This window comes from Stenotrophomonas sp. (assembly GCF_032056425.1).
Taxonomy (GTDB): Bacteria; Pseudomonadota; Gammaproteobacteria; order Xanthomonadales; family Xanthomonadaceae; genus Stenotrophomonas.
Genome location: NZ_DAMBCN010000005.1, coordinates 1 through 16546, shown reverse-complemented (window position 1 = coordinate 16546; position 16546 = coordinate 1). Strand labels below are relative to the sequence as shown.

Here is a 16546-nt window from a genome sequence, read left to right as displayed (position 1 = left end):
CGGGCCTGCTACCCTTTAGGTTTTCGGCGGTCCGTCGCGACCCCGGCCAGTGCGGCCGGCGGTGCGGGGTCGCCGGCCCGCAGACTGCCAGCCCCCAATGAACGCATCCGTCAAATTCACGACCTCCCAGATCCGCAGCGATTTCCTTGAATTCTTCAAGGGCAAAGGCCACACCATCGTGCCGTCCGCGCCGCTGGTGCCGGGCAACGATCCGACCCTGCTGTTCACCAACTCCGGCATGGTGCAGTTCAAGGACGTGTTCCTTGGCGCGGAAAAGCGCAGCTACGTGCGCGCGGCCGACGTGCAGCGCTGCCTGCGCGCCGGCGGCAAGCACAACGACCTGGACCAGGTGGGCTACACCGCGCGCCACCACACCTTCTTTGAAATGCTGGGCAACTGGTCCTTCGGTGACTACTTCAAGAAGGACGCCATTGCCTGGGCTTGGGAACTGCTGACCCAGGTCTGGAAGCTGCCGGCCGAGCGCCTGCTGGTCACCGTCTACCAGACCGACGACGAAGCCTATGCGCTGTGGCGCGACATGGTCGGCATTCCCGAAGAGCGCATCGTGCGCATCGGCGACAACAAGGGTGCCCCGTTCGCCTCGGACAACTTCTGGCAGATGGCCGATACCGGTCCCTGCGGCCCGTGCACCGAGATCTTCTATGACCATGGCGACCATATCGCCGGTGGCCCCCCGGGTTCGCCGGACGAAGACGGCGACCGCTTCATCGAGATCTGGAACCTGGTCTTCATGCAGTTCGACCGCCAGCCCGACGGCACCCTGGTGCCGCTGCCGGCGCCGTGCGTGGATACCGGCATGGGCCTGGAACGCCTGGCGGCGATCCTGCAGCACGTGCACACCAACTACGAGATCGACCTGTTCCAGGCGCTGATCCGCAAGGCCAGCGAACTGACCGGCACCGCCGATCTGGAAAACAAGTCGCTGCGCGTGATCGCCGATCACATCCGCGCCTGTTCGTTCCTGATCGTCGACGGCGTGCTGCCGTCCAACGAAGGCCGTGGCTATGTCCTGCGCCGCATCATCCGCCGCGCCCTGCGCCACGGCTGGATGCTGGGCGTGCGCCAGCCGTTCTTCAGCAAGCTGGTGCCGACCTTGGTCGAGCAGATGGGCGAAGCCTACCCGGAACTGCCGGCCGCCGTGGACACCGTCACCCGTGCCCTGCAGGCCGAAGAGGAGCGTTTCGCCGAAACCCTCGACGCCGGCATGAAGATCTTCGAAGACGTGGCGGCCAAGGCCGGCAACGGCGTCATTCCGGGCGTCGACGCCTTCCGCCTGTACGACACCTATGGCTTCCCGCTGGACCTGACCCAGGACATCGCCCGCGAGCGCGAGCTGACCGTGGACATCGCCGGTTTCGACGCGGCCATGGAACAGCAGCGCGAAACGGCGCGTGCCGCAGGCAAGTTCGGTGGCGGCGTGACCCTGCCGGCCGAACTGGTGGCGACCCTCACCCCGACCTCGTTCCTGGGCTACGACCGCCTGCAGGCCGATGGCCTGACCGTGCTGGCCGTGCTGAAGGATGGTCGCCCGGTGTCCTCGGCTGACGCCGGCGATGCGGTCATCGTGATTACCGACAAGACCCCGTTCTATGCCGAATCCGGCGGCCAGGTGGGCGATACCGGTGTGCTGAGCGGCGCCGGCGTGCGCCTGGACGTGACCGACACGCAGAAATTCGCCGGCCAGTTCCATGGCCACGTCGGCACCCTGGCCGAAGGCGGTCTGAAGGTGGGCGACGTGCTGGCGGGCCAGGTCGATGGCGAGCGCCGTGGCGCCACCATCCTCAACCACTCGGCTACCCACCTGCTGCATGCCGCCCTGCGCGAAGTGCTGGGCACCCACGTGCAGCAGAAGGGCTCGCTGGTGGCCCCGGACCGCCTGCGCTTCGACTTCTCGCATTTCCAGCCGATCTCGGCCGAGGAACTGGCGGTCATCGAGCGCAAGGTCAACCAGCAGGTGCGCGCCAACAATGCTGCCGAAGTGCACAACATGGGCATGCAGGAAGCTTTGGACTTCGGCGCCATGGCGCTGTTCGGCGAGAAGTACGGCGAAAACGTGCGCGTGCTGAAGATGGGTGACTACTCCACCGAACTGTGTGGCGGTACCCATGTCGGCCGCACCGGCGATATCGGTCTGTTCAAGATCACCTCCGAAGGCGGTGTCTCGGCCGGCGTGCGCCGCATCGAGGCGGTGACCGGGCAGGGCGCGCTGGACTACGTGGATGCCGAAGAGGCCCGCCTGGCCGAAGCGGCCGAACTGCTGGGCGGCAGCGCTGCCGATGTGGTTGAGAAGATCCGTGCGCTGGGCCAGCGCCAGAAGCAGCTGGAACGCGAACTGGAAGCGGTCAAGGCCAAGGTTGCCGCCGGCGCCACCGCTGACCTGTCCAGCCAGGCGGTCGAAGTGGCCGGGGTGAAGGTGCTGGCCGCGCGCCTGGAGGGCTTCGATACCAAGGCGTTGCGCGATGCCATCGACCGCCTGAAGCATCAGCTGGGTGACGCGGTGATCGTGCTCGCCGGTGCCCAGGATGGCAAGGCGGCCCTGGTTGCTGGCGTGAACGGCAGTGCAATGGGCAAGGTCAAGGCCGGGGAACTGTTGTCCCATATCGCTGGTCAGATCGGGGGCAAGGGCGGCGGACGCCCGGACCTCGCCCAGGGTGGTGGCGAGGACGGGCCCGCCCTTGCTACCGCGCTGTCCGCGGTCGTCGAATGGGTCAGCCCCCGCCTGTGATGAATGCCCGGCCGTCCCCCTCCTTGTAGGAGCGGGACGGCTGACGGTACCATTGCGGAATCTTTTCCCTTTGTCGTGGGGGCGCTTCTTGACGGAGCGTCAAGCCGGTGGGGGATACCCTTCCACACGGTTCCATGGAGACTCTCAAAAATGTTGATCCTCACTCGCCGCGTTGGCGAAACCCTGATGATCGGTGACTCGGTCAGCGTCACTGTTCTGGGCGTCAAGGGCAATCAGGTGCGCATCGGCATCACTGCGCCGAAGGACGTTGCCGTGCATCGCGAAGAGATCTACCAGCGCATCCAGCGCGGTGACGAAGCCGGCAGCACCGGCAACGAAAATTCTGCCGAATAAAGCTTTACCTTCGCGTCTGATTAACGTTATGATTCACGCCCCGCTGAGGTGCAACGCACCAGACGCGGCGAAAACCCCGGAGCGATGCCCGAGTGGCTGAAGGGGCTCCCCTGCTAAGGGAGTATAGGGTCAAAAGCTCTATCGAGGGTTCGAATCCCTCTCGCTCCGCCAGATACAAGAAAGCGCCCGCAGATTTCCGATCTGCGGGCGTTTTTCGTTGTGCGCGTTTCTCTGCGTGCTGCTGTCTGTCGCATGCATGTCTCGACACTTGCGGCTCGCCGGGCGCGCTGCTCTTCACGGCGTTGTGCAGCTTCGCCGTATCATCGAACCGTCGAACACAGCGACCGTCACTGCCTTGGATTCCCTGCAGAACTTCCATCCCGCCACACGTGACTGGTTCCGTTCCTCGTTCGCAGCATCGACGCCGGTGCAGGAGCAGGCGTGGGCCTCGATCGCTGCAGGCCAGCACACGCTGGTGGTCGCGCCCACCGGCTCCGGGAAGACGCTGGCGGCCTTCCTGCACGCGATCGATCAGGTGTTCGCCGAGCGCGATGGCGATGCACGCCGCGACCCCGCGGCCAGGCCCGTATCGCGCACGCGCGTGCTGTACCTGTCGCCGATCAAGGCGCTGGGCAGCGATGTGCAGCGCAACCTGCAGGTGCCGCTGCAGGGCATCAGTGCGCGCCGCAGTGAACGCGGCGACCCGGCCGTTGCGCTTACCGTGGCCATGCGTACCGGTGATTCCAGCAGCAGCGACCGCGCGCGGCTGCTGCGGCGTCCGCCGGACATCCTGATCACCACGCCCGAGTCGCTGTACCTGATGCTGACGTCACAGGCGCGGGAGATCCTGCGCGATGTGCATACGGTCATCCTCGATGAGATCCATGCCGTGGCCGGCGGCAAGCGGGGCTCGCACTTGGCCCTCAGCCTGGAACGGCTGGATGCCTTGCTGCAGGTGCCCGCACAGCGCATCGGCCTGTCTGCCACGGTGCGCCCGGTGCAGGGCCTGGCCGCCTTCCTCGGCGGCGATCGCCCGGTGCAGGTGGTGCAGCCGCCTTCGCAGCGGCAGTTGCAGCTGAAGATCGTGGTGCCGGTGGAGGACATGACCGACCTGGCCATGCACGGCCCGGTGCAAGGGCGAGGGGCCGGCACACGCGTGGGGTCGATCTGGCCGCACGTGGAGGCCAGCATCCTCGATAACGTGATGCAGCATCGCTCAACGATCGTCTTTGCCAATTCGCGCGGCGTGGCCGAACGGCTCACCGCGCGGCTCAACGAGCTGCATGCCGAGCGCACGAGCGCGGGAAACGCGAGCGACACCGAAGGTGCGGCCGCAACCGCGTACGGATCATTTACCGGCAGCACGGTGAACCGCGTCACGGCATCCGACGCGGTGATCGCGCGCTCGCACCATGGCTCGGTGTCCAAGGAGCAGCGCGCCGCCATCGAGCAGGCGCTGAAGACGGGTGAACTGCGCTGCGTCGTAGCGACGTCCAGCCTCGAGCTGGGCATCGACATGGGCCTGGTGGATCTGGTCATCCAGGTGGCGGCGCCGCCGTCGGTGTCCAGTGCACTGCAGCGGGTGGGGCGTGCGGGACACCAGGTGGGCGGTATGTCGCGCGGCCTGCTCTACCCGCGTACACGACGTGACCTGGTCGATGCCGCCGTGGTGGTGGACAGCATGCTGGAGGGCCGCATCGAAGCCATCGATCCACCGCGCAACCCGCTTGATGTGCTGGCCCAGCAGACCGTTGCCGCGGTGGCGATGGAGCCACTCGATGCGGAGGCCTGGTTTGCACGGGTCTGCCGCGCGGCGCCTTACCGCACGTTGCCCCGCAGTGCGTTCGATGCGGTGCTGGACATGTTGGCCGGACGCTATCCGTCCGACGAATTCGCGGGCTTCCGCCCGCGCCTGGTGTGGGACCGGAAAACAGGCACGTTGACCGCTCGTCCCGGTGCCCGGCAGCTGGCGATCACCAGTGGCGGCACGATCCCGGACCGCGGCATGTACACCGTGGTGCTGCCCGAGGGCGAAGAGCAGGCCGGCTCGCGTCGGGTGGGCGAGCTGGACGAGGAGATGGTGCACGAGTCGCGGGTGAACGATGTGATCACTCTCGGCGCCACGTCCTGGCGCATCGACCAGATCACCCTCGACCAGGTCGTGGTGACACCCGCACCCGGGCGCTCGGCGCGGCTGCCGTTCTGGCGTGGCGAGGGCATGGGGCGCCCGGCCGAACTGGGGCAGGCCACCGGCGCGTTCCTTGCCGAACTGGAAGCCGATCCGTGCGTCGCCGGCGAGCCGTCACCGGCGCTGCTGGCACGGCTGCGCGGGCGAGGCCTGGACGACAGTGCGATCGGCAACATGCTGGCGCTTGTTGCCGAGCAGCAGCAGGCGACCGGCGTGCTGCCGACCGACCTGCGCCTGGTGGTCGAGCGCTGCCGCGATGAACTGGGCGATTGGCGGCTGATGCTGCATTCGCCCTACGGACGTCGCGTGCACGACCCCTGGGCACTGGCGGTGGCCGCGCGGCTGCGCGAGCAGGCGGGCATCGACCCGGCCGTGGTGGCCAGCGACGATGGCATCATCGTGCGCATGCCTGACCGCAGCGGCGCTGCGCCGGGCGCGGGCGTCTTTCTGTTCGACGCGGCCAGCCTGCGCCGCACCATCACGCTGTCGGTTACCGGGTCTGCGTTGTTCGCCGCGCGTTTCCGTGAGTGCGCCTCGCGTGCCCTGCTGCTGCCGCGCCGCACGCCGGGCAAGCGCTCGCCGTTGTGGCAGCAGCGACTGCGTGCGGGGCAGTTGCTGGAGATCGCGCGTGGCCACGAGGGTTTTCCCATTCTGGTCGAGACCGCGCGCGAATGCCTGCAGGATGTCTACGACCTGGACGCGCTGGATGCACTGATGTTGCGCGTGCAGGCCGGACAGGTCCAGGTGGTCGAAGTGGAGACGGCCGTGCCGTCGCCCTTCGCGGCGGACCTGTTGTTCGGCTATGTCGCCGAGTTCATGTACGAAGCCGACGTGCCCCTGGCTGAGCGCCGTGCATCGGTGTTGTCGCTCGACAGTGGCCTGCTCGCCGAGCTGCTCGGCCAGGTCGACCTCGGTGAGCTGTTGGACGATGAGGTGGTGGCCACCGTCGCGCGTGAACTGCAGCGGTTGGACCCGCCCCGCCACGCGCGTGGCAGCGAAGGCGTGGCCGACCTGCTGCGCGAGCTTGGTCCATTGCCGGCCAGCGACATCGCGCAGCGCATCACCGAACCCACGCAGGTGGTGGCCTGGCTGCAGGTGTTGCAGGCTGCTGGGCGTGCCATCCGCGTGACCGTTGCCGGTGTTGAACAGTGGGCAGCAGTGGAGGACGCCGCACGGCTGCGCGATGCCCTCGGGATCGAACCGCCCGCGGACATTGCCGAGGTGTTCCTGGCATCGGTGGTGGATCCACTGGGTGACCTGCTCGGCCGGCACGCGCGCCACTCTGGGCCCTTCAGCAGCGGCAGCGTGGCGGCCCGCTTTGGATTGGGCGTGGCGGTGGTGGACGATGCGCTGCAGCTGTTGCAGGAGCAGGGCCGGATCATTCGGGGGCGCTTCGGCCTTGACCGTCGCCAGCCCCCTGGCAACGCCGCCCCGCCTTCGCCGCGCGCGGCCCATGAATGGGTGGCCGCCGATGTGCTGCAGCGGTTGCGGCTGCGCTCGCTGCAGGCCGCCCGTGAGGCAACGCGGCCGGTACCGGTGGACGCCTATGTTGGCGTATTGCTGGAAGGGCAGGGTGTGCTGCCGAACGCCACGCCTGGCTGGGGCAGCGACGCCGTGCTGCAGGTGATCGCGCAACTGGCGGGGCTGCCGCTGCCGGCATCGCTGTGGGAGCAGCAGGTGCTGCCTGCGCGGGTGCCCGGCTACACGCCCGCGCTGCTGGACGAACTACTGGCCACCGGTACGGTGCTCTGGGCCGGCCACGGCCGCCTGGGCGATGATGATGGACGGGTGTCGCTGCACCTACGCGATCGTGCGGCCGAAACCCTGCCGCTCATGGACAGCGATGACATCCCATCGCCGATGCAGCAGGCGATCCTGAAGGTGCTGGCTGCAGGCGGTGCGTTCTTCGCCCACCAGCTGGCGATGCAGGTACAGCCGCATCTCGGGGATGCAGGCAGTGCAGGCGAGGATTTCCAGACGGCGCTGTGGCAGCTGGCGTGGCGCGGGCAGATCAGCAGTGACCTGTGGGCACCGCTGCGCGCGCCCGACGGCGTGCGCCCGGCGCGGACGCGGCCGATGTCCGTTTCCCGCCGGCGTCGCGACGTTGCCTTCATGCCCTTGGCGACGGGAAGCGCGGGACTGGCGCTGGCCAGCAGCGCGGGGCCGACGCTGGCCGGGCGCTGGTCGCTGCTGCCACAGGAGCGGGCCAATGACACGGTGCGTGCGCTGGCGCAGACCGAAGCGCTGCTGGACCGCTACACGGTGCTCACCCGCAGCGCGGCGATGAGCGAGGCCGTGGCCGGCGGCTTCCCGGCACTGCGGCCGGTGCTGCGCAGCATGGAGGACGCGGGCCAGCTGCTGCGCGGGCGCTTCGTGCAGGGGATGGGCGGTGCCCAGTTCGCCCAGCGCGCAGACATCGACCACCTGCGTGTCTGTGCCGAACGTGCGGATGGCCCTGGCGGATGGGTTGCGCTGTCCGCGCTGGATCCGGCCAACCCGTTCGGCAGCCTGTTGCCTTGGCCGCAGACCCTGGCCGGTTCGCGGCCGGTGCGACGCGCCGGTGCGCTGGTGGTGATCGGTGAAGGTCGGCTGCAGCTGTACCTGCCGCAAGGGGGACGCCAGCTGTCCAGTTGGATCGATGACACGGACGAGAGCGCTGCAGCGCGCTGGACGGCGGCGGCACAGGCGCTGGCCGTCGGCCTGCGGCGCGGTCGGCGGCTGTCCTTCACGCTGCAGCGGATCAATGCCGAGCCGGTTCACCGCGGCCTTGCCGTGGACGCGCTGCGCGCGGCGGGGTTCAGCAGTGAGCCGCGCGGGCTGGGCTGGAACGGCTGACGTCCCGCCCAGCGCGAGCGTGAACAGGCGGCTGGGTGAAACTGTGTTCCAGTGTGCGCACGGGTTGCCGCAGATCCTTCTTCACTTGAACGGAGACTTGCATGAAGCTGTTGTCCGCTGTGCTGCTGTCCGCGCTGTCACTGCAGGCCGGTGCTGCTGTCGCTGCCGATGCCTCCCCGTCGCCACTGCTGGGCCGCTGGTTGCTGGACGTCTCCACGTCGGCCCTGCCGGAAGCACAGCGTCCGAAGCAGGTGGTGCTGGAATTCAAGGATGCCGGTGGCGGCCGCTGGAGCTCGCACGTGGACATCGTGCTGCACGATGGCAAGACCATGAAGTCCGACGGCACGCTGTCGCTGGATGGCACGCCGGGCCCGCTGTCGGGCACCTACGGCGCTGACCAGGCCAACCTCAAGCTGCCGTCGCCGTCCACCTTGGTGATGCAGCTGGTCGACCATGGCGCCCCCGCGTCCACGCGCATCTACACGATCGCGGCCGACCCGTCGACGATGACCGAGACCAAGGCGTTCTACACCCACGAGGGCACGCCGATCCTGCAGACCAACCTGTTCCGGCGCCTGCCCTGAGCGAACGCTCGCGCAGGGCAGGCGCCGCGTGCCCGCGCAGGGATTCAGCTGTGCTCGAAGCGCAGCGGCTGGCTGCCCATCGCCGGGTCGCTGCTGCCGGGGCGACCATCTTCGGCGCGACCGGCCAGGCGCAGCTGCTGCTCACCGGCCTGCAGGTGCAGGTCATACCAGCCCGCAGTGGGTGCGGCATTCCAGTCCAGCACCTGTTCGGCACCGGCGGCCAGCGACAGCGTCTGTTCCGGCATGTGGCCGGCGTAGGCACCGGCGCTCACGCGGACCGTCTGCGTAGTGGTGCCCGGATTGCGCAACGACAGCCGCAGCTTGGCGTCGCTGTGCTGCACCCACGCCTGAAGTGCAGGCGCACCCGCATTTCCCTGGAAGTGGCGATGGAAGCCGTTCGGGCCCAGCACCCACAGGTCGTAGCGCCCCTGTGCATCCAGCGGCCAGTGGTCCTGCAACGGCTTCCCCGGCAGCAGGGTATAGCGCCGCGGAATCTGTTCCAGCCGCAGGCGGTCGTACACGTGCAGCACGGCAGCAGCGCCTTCGCACGACAGCGCCAGGCCGATGCTGTCGGTATCGCGCGACTGCACCTGCACCTGCGGGCGATAGGGCAGCGCACGCGCCGGGCGCACGCCGCGTTCCTGCCGCGCAGGCTGCAGATCGTCCGGCAATGCCGGCACGGTACGCCCAGGCAAGGTGGCGGCGCGGGCGGCCACCGCGCTGACATCGGGCAGGGCGCGCACGAACGGCCGGGTGTCGCGCTGGGCGAAGTCGAACGCGTTGACCAGATCACCGCTGACCGCGCGCCGCCACGGTGAGATGTCCGGGCAGGCCACCCCGAAGCGGCGCTCGATCAGGCGCAGCACCGAGGTATGGTCATACACCTGCGAGTCGACCCAACCCCCGCGGCTCCAGGGCGAGATCACATACAGCGGCACGCGCGGCCCCAGTCCATAGGGTCGGCCGCGCAGGTCGGCGTCGTCGTACTTCTCATCGCCCGGCGCCGGATGCAGGTGGTATTCGCCTTCGGTACTGACCGCAGAAGCGCCGGCCCAGCCATCGCCCTGCGCGGACGGCGGTGCCGGCGGCGGCATGTGGTCGAAGAAGCCGTCGTTCTCGTCGAACATCAGCAGCAGCGCGGTACGGCTCCACACCTCAGGATCGGCGGTAAGCGCATCGAGCACGCGCGCGGTGTAGGCCGCACCCTGGGCGGGGCTGGACGGTCCGGGATGCTCGCTGCCGGCGGCGTCGGCAATGATGAAGCTGACCTGCGGCAGCGTTCCGTCGATCACATCCTGGCGCAGCTGTGCCAGACCGCGGCTGCTGACCGCGCGGCTGCGCAGTTGCGGGTCATGTCCTTCAGCGCCGCGGTAGGCCTGGCGGAACGCTTCGAAGCCGGCCAGCGGGTTGTCGGTGAAGTTGTCGTCCATGTCCTGGTAGATCTGCCAGGACACGCCGGCCTGCTGCAGGCGTTCCACGTAGCTGGCCCAGCGGTACGACTGCGGGTGCCCGCCGTACTCGGGGAAGTTGTCGTGGGAATTGGCGATCACTGGGCCACCGGCCCGTGCAAAGGCATCGTTGTGGCCGGTCCACAGGAACACGCGGTTCGGGTTGGTGCCGGCCTGCATGGCGCAGTGGTAGGCATCGCAGACGGTGAACGCTTCGGCCAGGGCGAACTGGAACGGCAGGTCGGACCGCTGGAAATAGCCCATCGCGTGGTTCTGCTTGGCCTGGGGCCAGTGCGCCATGCGCCCGTGGTCCCAGGCGCGCTGCGCGTCGGGCCAGGTATGCGGGGTGCCTTCCACGCGCATGTAGCCGAAGTGCCGGGCCGTATCCAGGGCGAAGGGCGCGATCGCCCGGTTGCCGTCGGCATCGGGCTGCAGCCACAGCGTGCGCGGCCCCTCGGCCCCGGCCAGCGGCGGTGCCGGCGCTACGAACCGATCACCGAAACCGCGCACGCCGGGCAGGGTGCCGAAGTAGTGGTCGAACGAGCGGTTCTCCTGCATGAACACCACGATGTGCTGCAGGTCCTGCAGGCTGCGCGTATGCGCCGCCGGGGCGATCGCCGCGGCCCGGGCAATGCTGGGCAGCAGCGGGGAAAGGCCGGCAGCCACGCCGGCCTGCAACAACCGGCGTCGGCCGAAATCCGTCACGGGTTTGCTCACAGATCCACACGGAAAGAGATGCCAACGGTACGCGGCGCGCCGATGAAGGCGGAATCGCGACCATCCACCCCTGCAAGATACCGCTTGTCGGTCAGGTTGCTCACCACCAGGTTGGCGCCCATGCCCTTCAGGCGCGGCGACAGGCCCTGCAGGTCGAAGCCGATGTTGGCGTTGAAGACGGTGGCCGAGGGCAGCGTGTTGACGTTGGCCGCATCCAGGTAGCGGCGGCCCAGGTAGCGCCCGGACAGGCCGAAGTTCCAGTTCGCGCCCTGCCAGTCGGCCGACAGCACCAGGGTGTTTTCCGCCTGCCCGATCACCTTGGCGCCGTCGACGATGCCCAGTTCGGTATCGCGGGCGGCATCACCGCTGCCCAGATAGGTGGAGCGGTTGTAGGTGTAGGCGGCATTGATCCGCCAGCCGTTGTCCCAGCCGTAGCCGAACGCGGCTTCCAGGCCATTGCTTTCCACGCCGCCGAAGTTCTCGTACACGCCATCGGTCTCGTCCAGGTAGTCGATGCCACTGACCAGGCCGGCCGGCAGGTAGACGATGCGGTTGTCGAAGCGGATGTTGTACAGGGTGACCGATGCGGTCAGCGGCCAGCGGCTGATGCGCAGGCCCAGTTCGATGTTGTCGGCCGTTTCCGGTTCCACGTTGCGGAAGCGCTGCGGGTCGGTCTCGCCCAGCACCCCGGACGGGATGGCCGCGAAGTTCTGCGAGAAGCCGGCGAACAGCTCCATGCCTTCCGGGCCGGGGGCCCAGGTGAAGCCGGTGGACAGCAGCGGGTCGGACTTCGAGTCGCTGCTGATCTGTTCGTTGGCACCGATGGTGCGCCGGCGCGACTGGTCGACGAAGAACTGCTTCACGCCCAGGCGTGCGCTGAACGGGCCGAGGCGCGCCACATCCTCGATGTAGTACATCTGCTCATCGACCTTGTAACGATCATCGAACTGCACCCAGTACGGCTGGTGGTCGAAGCCGATGTTCTGGCCGACGCTGAGCAGGCGGTGCCAGTCGCGGCGCGCCGTACGGTCCAACTTCTCCACCCACAGGCCGCCACGGATCGTGTTGTCCACGCTGCCGAAGGTCTGCCGCCATTCCACGTCTGCGGTGACGCCCATGCGGTCGTTGTCGTAATGGGTGTGTCGGTAGGACTGCGCACCCAGCACGTTGCCGGCGTAGCAGTTCGGATCGTACTCGGCGCTGAAGCCGGCGCGCGGCGTGCAGCCGGCAATCGGCTGGGCGGCGCTGCCGTCGGGGTTCACGAAGTAGATCTGGCCCAGGTTGCCGCCGCCGTACACGGTGCGGCCGCCCAGGTATTCCGATTCCGGGCGGCCGGCGCCGTCGGCGCTGACATCGGCCAGGTAGGGCGGCAGCCAGTCGCCGCGGCCCTGCATGCGGTGGCCGTAGGCCGCCATCGAGGCCTTGAAGCCGTTGCCGCCGTCGAAGGCGGCGCGCAGGTAGCCGAAGGTGTTCTCGCGCAGGGCGCGCGAACCGGAGCGGTAGTTCTGGTCCAGGTAGGGAATGCCGGTGAGGCTGCCGACCAGATTGTCGCGGTTGGGCTGGGTGGCGAAGCCCTGCGGGGTGACGCTGGTGTACTCCGGCTCGTCGGCGTCGTTGTAGGACAGGTAGCCGGTCAGCGTCCAGCGATCCAGTTCGGTGATGAACTTGCCGGCGATATGGTCGTTGCTGGCATGGCCGGTGCCGTCGATCCAGTCGTTCACTTCGGCCGAGGAGGCGCTGATCCAGGCGCGGGTGTGGCCGCCCAGCAGGCCGGTGTCGTAGCGCACGTAGTACTTGCGGGCGTCGTTGTCACCGGCGCCGACCACGAAGCGCAGGCGGCTGTCGTGCAGCGGGTCGCTGGTGAGGAAGTTGAGCGTGCCGCCGAGTGCTTCGTTGGAACGCGAGGAAATATCGGCCGTGCCCTGGCTGACTTCCACCGTTTCCAGATCCAGGGTGTCGATGTAGCGGTTGGCCAGCGAGCCGCCGCCGTAGCCGGAGCCGCCGTTGGGCAGGCCGTCGATGGTGGTGCCGATCTGCTGGGTATCGCGGTTGGTGACAAAGCCGCGCATGCTGATCTGGGTGCCCCACACCGACGATCCGGTCGCGTCGGCTTCGCTGACCACCACCCCTGGTACTTCGTTCAGCGCATCGTTCACGCTGCTCATCGCCATCTGCCGGTTCAGGGATTCTGCGCTGACCGCGGTCTTGGCGTAGCTGGTGGCCTGGCCGATCACCTGAACCTGGTCCAGCGTGCGCGCATCGGTACTGGCGGTATTGGCGTCGGCCGCAGGCGCTGCGGCCATGGCATCCAGGGCGGGGGCGATCAGCAGGGCCAGCAGGGAGAGGCGGGGGAACGGCGCACGCATGGGCATTGAGGGTGGACCTTCGGTGGGAAAGCCCGGGAGTGTCGGCAGCGCCAATGACATGGGGGTGACGTGAAGACGCAGGTTCGATGGCACTGCGGCGGCGGTCACAGCGCGGCCGTGGGGCAGAGCGGGGGCTGAACCGTGGCTGGGTTGTCATCAACTCGTCATGACAGTGCGATAGATGACACGCCGTGACGCAGATAGCCTGTCGCGCTGTCGTCCCTTTCCCTTGATGCCCATGAAGCGCCTGCTGCTGCTCCTGCTGGCGTGCGCCGGCCTGTGGCTGGCTGCATGCTCCTCCTCGATCAATGCCGGTTCCACCTCGCTCAGCGACCGTTTGGTTGCGCCGGGCGGGGTCTCGACCCTGCTGGACCAGCCGCGGCTGGCCGCTGCCATCGCAGCACTCCCCACCCGACATGGCTTCGCTGCCGGTCGTGAGGGCGTGCCGATCTTCTGGCGGGTGTTCGATCCGGGCGATTACGGCGCCCGCTACAACTACCTGCCGCAGCAACACCAGAACGGTCTGCCACTGGACACCGGGCTGAGTCTGGCGTTGCCGCATCCGTTCCGTGCGCAGGCACCGCGCGGCACCGTGGTGCTGCTGCACGGCTGGATGATGAATGGTGATTCGATGCTGCCGTGGTCACTGCAGCTGGCCGGGCAGGGCTACCGCGTGGTGACCCTGGACCTGCGCAACCACGGCCAGTCGGGTGCCGGGCCTTCCGGCTACGGCACCTACGAGTCCGATGATGTCGTGGACGTGATTGCCGCACTGCGTGCGCGCGGCGAGATACGCGGTCCGCTGTACCTGTTCGGGGTGTCTTATGGCGCGGCCACTGCGCTGTTCGCGGCGGACAAGCTGGGCGACCAGGTGCAAGGCGTGGTGGCGATGGAATCATTCGCCAACGCGGGGGTGGCCATCCGCACGATGATTCCGCACCTGATGGCGTTGCAGCCGGAAGGGCTGAAGGCGCAGATGATCGCCGGCTATGCCCGCTGGCGTTACGGCGGCCAGGATATCGATCAGGTGGTGGCCGCCGCCGGGCAGCGCCTGGACCTGGACCTGGACCGCGTGGACGTGGCCCGCGCACTGGCCGATACCCGTGCCTGTGTGTTGCTGCTGCATGGCCAGGGCGACCAGCACATCCCGGTCAGCCAGGGGCGCGAACTGGCCCAGGCCAATCCGCGCGCGCACTACATCGAAATGCGTGGCGAAGACCACATCACCCTGCCGTTGCGGCTGGACCTGCTGGCGGGTGTGGTGGACGACTGGATGGCGCGCGATGCGCAGCATCCGGCAGCGACGTGCCCAGCGCCGCGCTTGCCGGCGCAGGCGCATTGGCGGGCGTGAACCGCTGCACCTGCGGTGCCATACGGCACCGCAGGTTTTCCGTCTCTTACAGCGGCAGGTCGAACACCAGCACTTCGGCGTCGTTGCCGTTTTCCAGGGTCAGCTGCGCTTCGTCGATGACCTGCAGGGCATCGCCGGCTTCCAGAGTGATGCCGTTCACCTGCAGCTGGCCGCGGGCCACCTGCACATAGGCACCACGGCCGGTGGCCAGGGCATGGTGCAGCTTCTGCTCGCCATCCAGAATGGTGGCGAAGATGCGGGCGTCCTGCTGGATGCGCAGTGAACCGTCGGCACCGTCGGGCGAGGCGATCAGGCGCAGCTGGCCGCGCTTGCTTTCCGGGGTGAAGTGGGTCTCGCGGTAGGACGGTTCGATGTTCTCGCGGTCCGGGAAGACCCAGATCTGCAGGAAGTGCACCGGATCGGAGGCCGAGTGGTTGAACTCACTGTGGCTGACGCCGCTGCCGGCGCTCATCACCTGCACGTCGCCGTAGCGCAGCACCGAACCGGTGCCCATCGAGTCCTTGTGCTCCAGCGCGCCGCCCAGCACGTAGGAAATGATCTCCATGTTGCTGTGGCTGTGGGTGCCGAAGCCCTGGCCGCCGATCACCTTGTCTTCGTTGATGACCCGCAGCGGGCCGAAGCTGACGTAGCGCGGGTCGTAGTAGCTGGCAAAGGAGAAGGTGTGGCGGGACGACAGCCAGCCATGCTCGGCCAGGCCACGGGTAGCGCTCTTGCGGATCTGCAGCATGATGATTCTCCTTGTTCGATGGTTTCGATGGGGCGGGGTGGGCCGGTGGCCGCTGTGTTTACCCGTTGGAGAGAAGTATCTGCTTGCGCCGCGGGTTTGAAAAACGGATAGTTTTGACAGCCATCATCGAAATTTTCGAATGCTCAAGATCAGCCTCGATGCCCTGCAGATCCTGGACGCCATCGACCGCCGCGGCTCGTTTGCCGGGGCCGGCAAGGCCCTGCACAAGGTGCCGTCCACCATTTCCTACACGGTGGCCAAGCTGGAGGAAGACCTGGGCGTGCAGTTGTTCGATCGGGTGGGCCCTCGCGCCGAGCTGACCGAGGCCGGGCGCGCGCTGCTGGACGAGGGCCGCCACCTGCTGCGTGCTGCCCGCGAGCTGGAGCTGCGGGTGCGCCGGGTGGCCTCGGGCTGGGAGGCGGAGCTGAGCCTGGCGGTGGATTCGATGTTCCCGACCTGGTTGCTCGGGCCGGATATCGCCGCGTTCCGCGCTATCGAGGCGCCTACGCGCCTGCGGCTGTTCGGCGAGGCGCTGTCGGGCACCTGGGAGGCGTTGCTGGACCGTCGTGCCGACCTGCTGGTGGGGGCGGCGGGTGAGGGGCCCAGTGGTGGGGGCTACGTGGTGGAGCCGCTGGGCAGCGTCGATTTCGTGTTTGCGGTGGCGCCGGATCATCCGCTGGCGCAGGTGCCGGGTGTGCTGGGCCGCGAGCATCTGGCCGAGCATTGCGCCATTGCGGTGTCCGATTCCGCGCGGCGCCTGCTGCCGCGCACCGTGGGCCTGCTGATGGGGCAGGAGATCCTGACGGTGCCGGACATGGCCAGCAAGCTGAAGCTGCAATGCCAGGGGTTGGGATTCGGCTTCCTGCCCGAGCCGTGCGCGCGCGCGGCGGTAGCGCGTGGCGAGCTGGTGATCCGCGAGGTGGAAGAGCCCAAGGCGGAAGAGACCTTCTGGCTGGCCTGGCGCACCGGAGAGGATGGCGCGGCCCTGCGCTGGTGGCGTGAGCGGCTGCGCAGGCCGGAACTGCTGGCGCAGTGGTGGCAGGCCATGGGGTAGATCCACGCCATGCGTGGATGGGGGCGTGGTCTGCAGGGCTGCGCCCTGCACCTGCTCACTGCAACGGCAACTGCAACGGCAAAAGCTGGGTGTCCGTGGGATGGCGGGGCGGTGTCGGATTGCGGGGACGCCGCAAGTACGTCCCTGTAGGCTTG

9 protein-coding genes and 1 tRNA gene are annotated in these 16546 nt (G+C 68.1%); 7 read left to right on the top strand and 3 right to left on the bottom strand.

Features of this window, described 5'->3' with window-relative positions; genetic code table 11:
* Window positions 1-97 precede the first annotated feature (97 nt).
* The 5 genes from alaS to RTY46_RS05405 all read left to right on the top strand — a co-directional run bounded on the left by alaS (window position 98) and on the right by RTY46_RS05405 (window position 8707).
* Entirely contained in the window at window positions 98-2746 is a 2649-nt protein-coding gene (alaS, locus tag RTY46_RS05425) for an alanine--tRNA ligase (protein WP_312707062.1), read from the top strand.
* A gap of 150 nt (window positions 2747-2896) precedes the next feature.
* Entirely contained in the window at window positions 2897-3100 is a 204-nt protein-coding gene (gene csrA / locus RTY46_RS05420) for a carbon storage regulator CsrA (protein WP_108749250.1), read from the top strand.
* Window positions 3101-3178: 78 nt separating this feature from the next.
* Window positions 3179-3271: transfer RNA gene (locus tag RTY46_RS05415), tRNA-Ser, on the top strand.
* A 184-nt stretch (window positions 3272-3455) separates the two neighbouring features.
* Window positions 3456-8123 carry an ATP-dependent helicase gene (locus tag RTY46_RS05410; RefSeq protein WP_312707061.1) on the top strand — a complete coding sequence of 1556 codons (4668 nt, stop codon included), beginning with the start codon at window positions 3456-3458 and terminating at the stop codon, window positions 8121-8123.
* 101 nt (window positions 8124-8224) lie between these two features.
* Window positions 8225-8707 (top strand): LuxR family transcriptional regulator, encoded by a 483-nt coding sequence (locus RTY46_RS05405; protein WP_312707060.1) that lies wholly within the window; start codon window positions 8225-8227, stop codon window positions 8705-8707.
* A gap of 44 nt (window positions 8708-8751) precedes the next feature.
* Here the strand turns inward: RTY46_RS05405 and RTY46_RS05400 are convergent, their stop codons facing one another.
* Together RTY46_RS05400 and RTY46_RS05395 are read right to left on the bottom strand one after the other, a co-directional pair.
* Complete coding sequence (locus RTY46_RS05400; RefSeq protein ID WP_312707237.1) at window positions 8752-10860, bottom strand: phospholipase C, phosphocholine-specific; 2109 nt, start codon at window positions 10858-10860, stop codon at window positions 8752-8754.
* A gap of 8 nt (window positions 10861-10868) precedes the next feature.
* Entirely contained in the window at window positions 10869-13244 is a 2376-nt protein-coding gene (locus tag RTY46_RS05395; protein ID WP_312707058.1) for a TonB-dependent receptor, read from the bottom strand.
* A gap of 232 nt (window positions 13245-13476) precedes the next feature.
* Between RTY46_RS05395 and RTY46_RS05390 the strand changes: the two genes are divergently transcribed.
* Window positions 13477-14589 (top strand): alpha/beta fold hydrolase, encoded by a 1113-nt coding sequence (locus RTY46_RS05390; protein WP_312707057.1) that lies wholly within the window; start codon window positions 13477-13479, stop codon window positions 14587-14589.
* A 46-nt stretch (window positions 14590-14635) separates the two neighbouring features.
* Here the strand turns inward: RTY46_RS05390 and RTY46_RS05385 are convergent, their stop codons facing one another.
* Window positions 14636-15337 carry a pirin family protein gene (locus tag RTY46_RS05385; protein ID WP_312707056.1) on the bottom strand — a complete coding sequence of 234 codons (702 nt, stop codon included), beginning with the start codon at window positions 15335-15337 and terminating at the stop codon, window positions 14636-14638.
* A 139-nt stretch (window positions 15338-15476) separates the two neighbouring features.
* Between RTY46_RS05385 and RTY46_RS05380 the strand changes: the two genes are divergently transcribed.
* A complete protein-coding gene (locus RTY46_RS05380) occupies window positions 15477-16391 on the top strand; it encodes a LysR family transcriptional regulator (protein WP_312707054.1) in 915 nt (304 codons plus the stop codon).
* The last annotated feature ends 155 nt before the right edge of the window (window positions 16392-16546 follow it).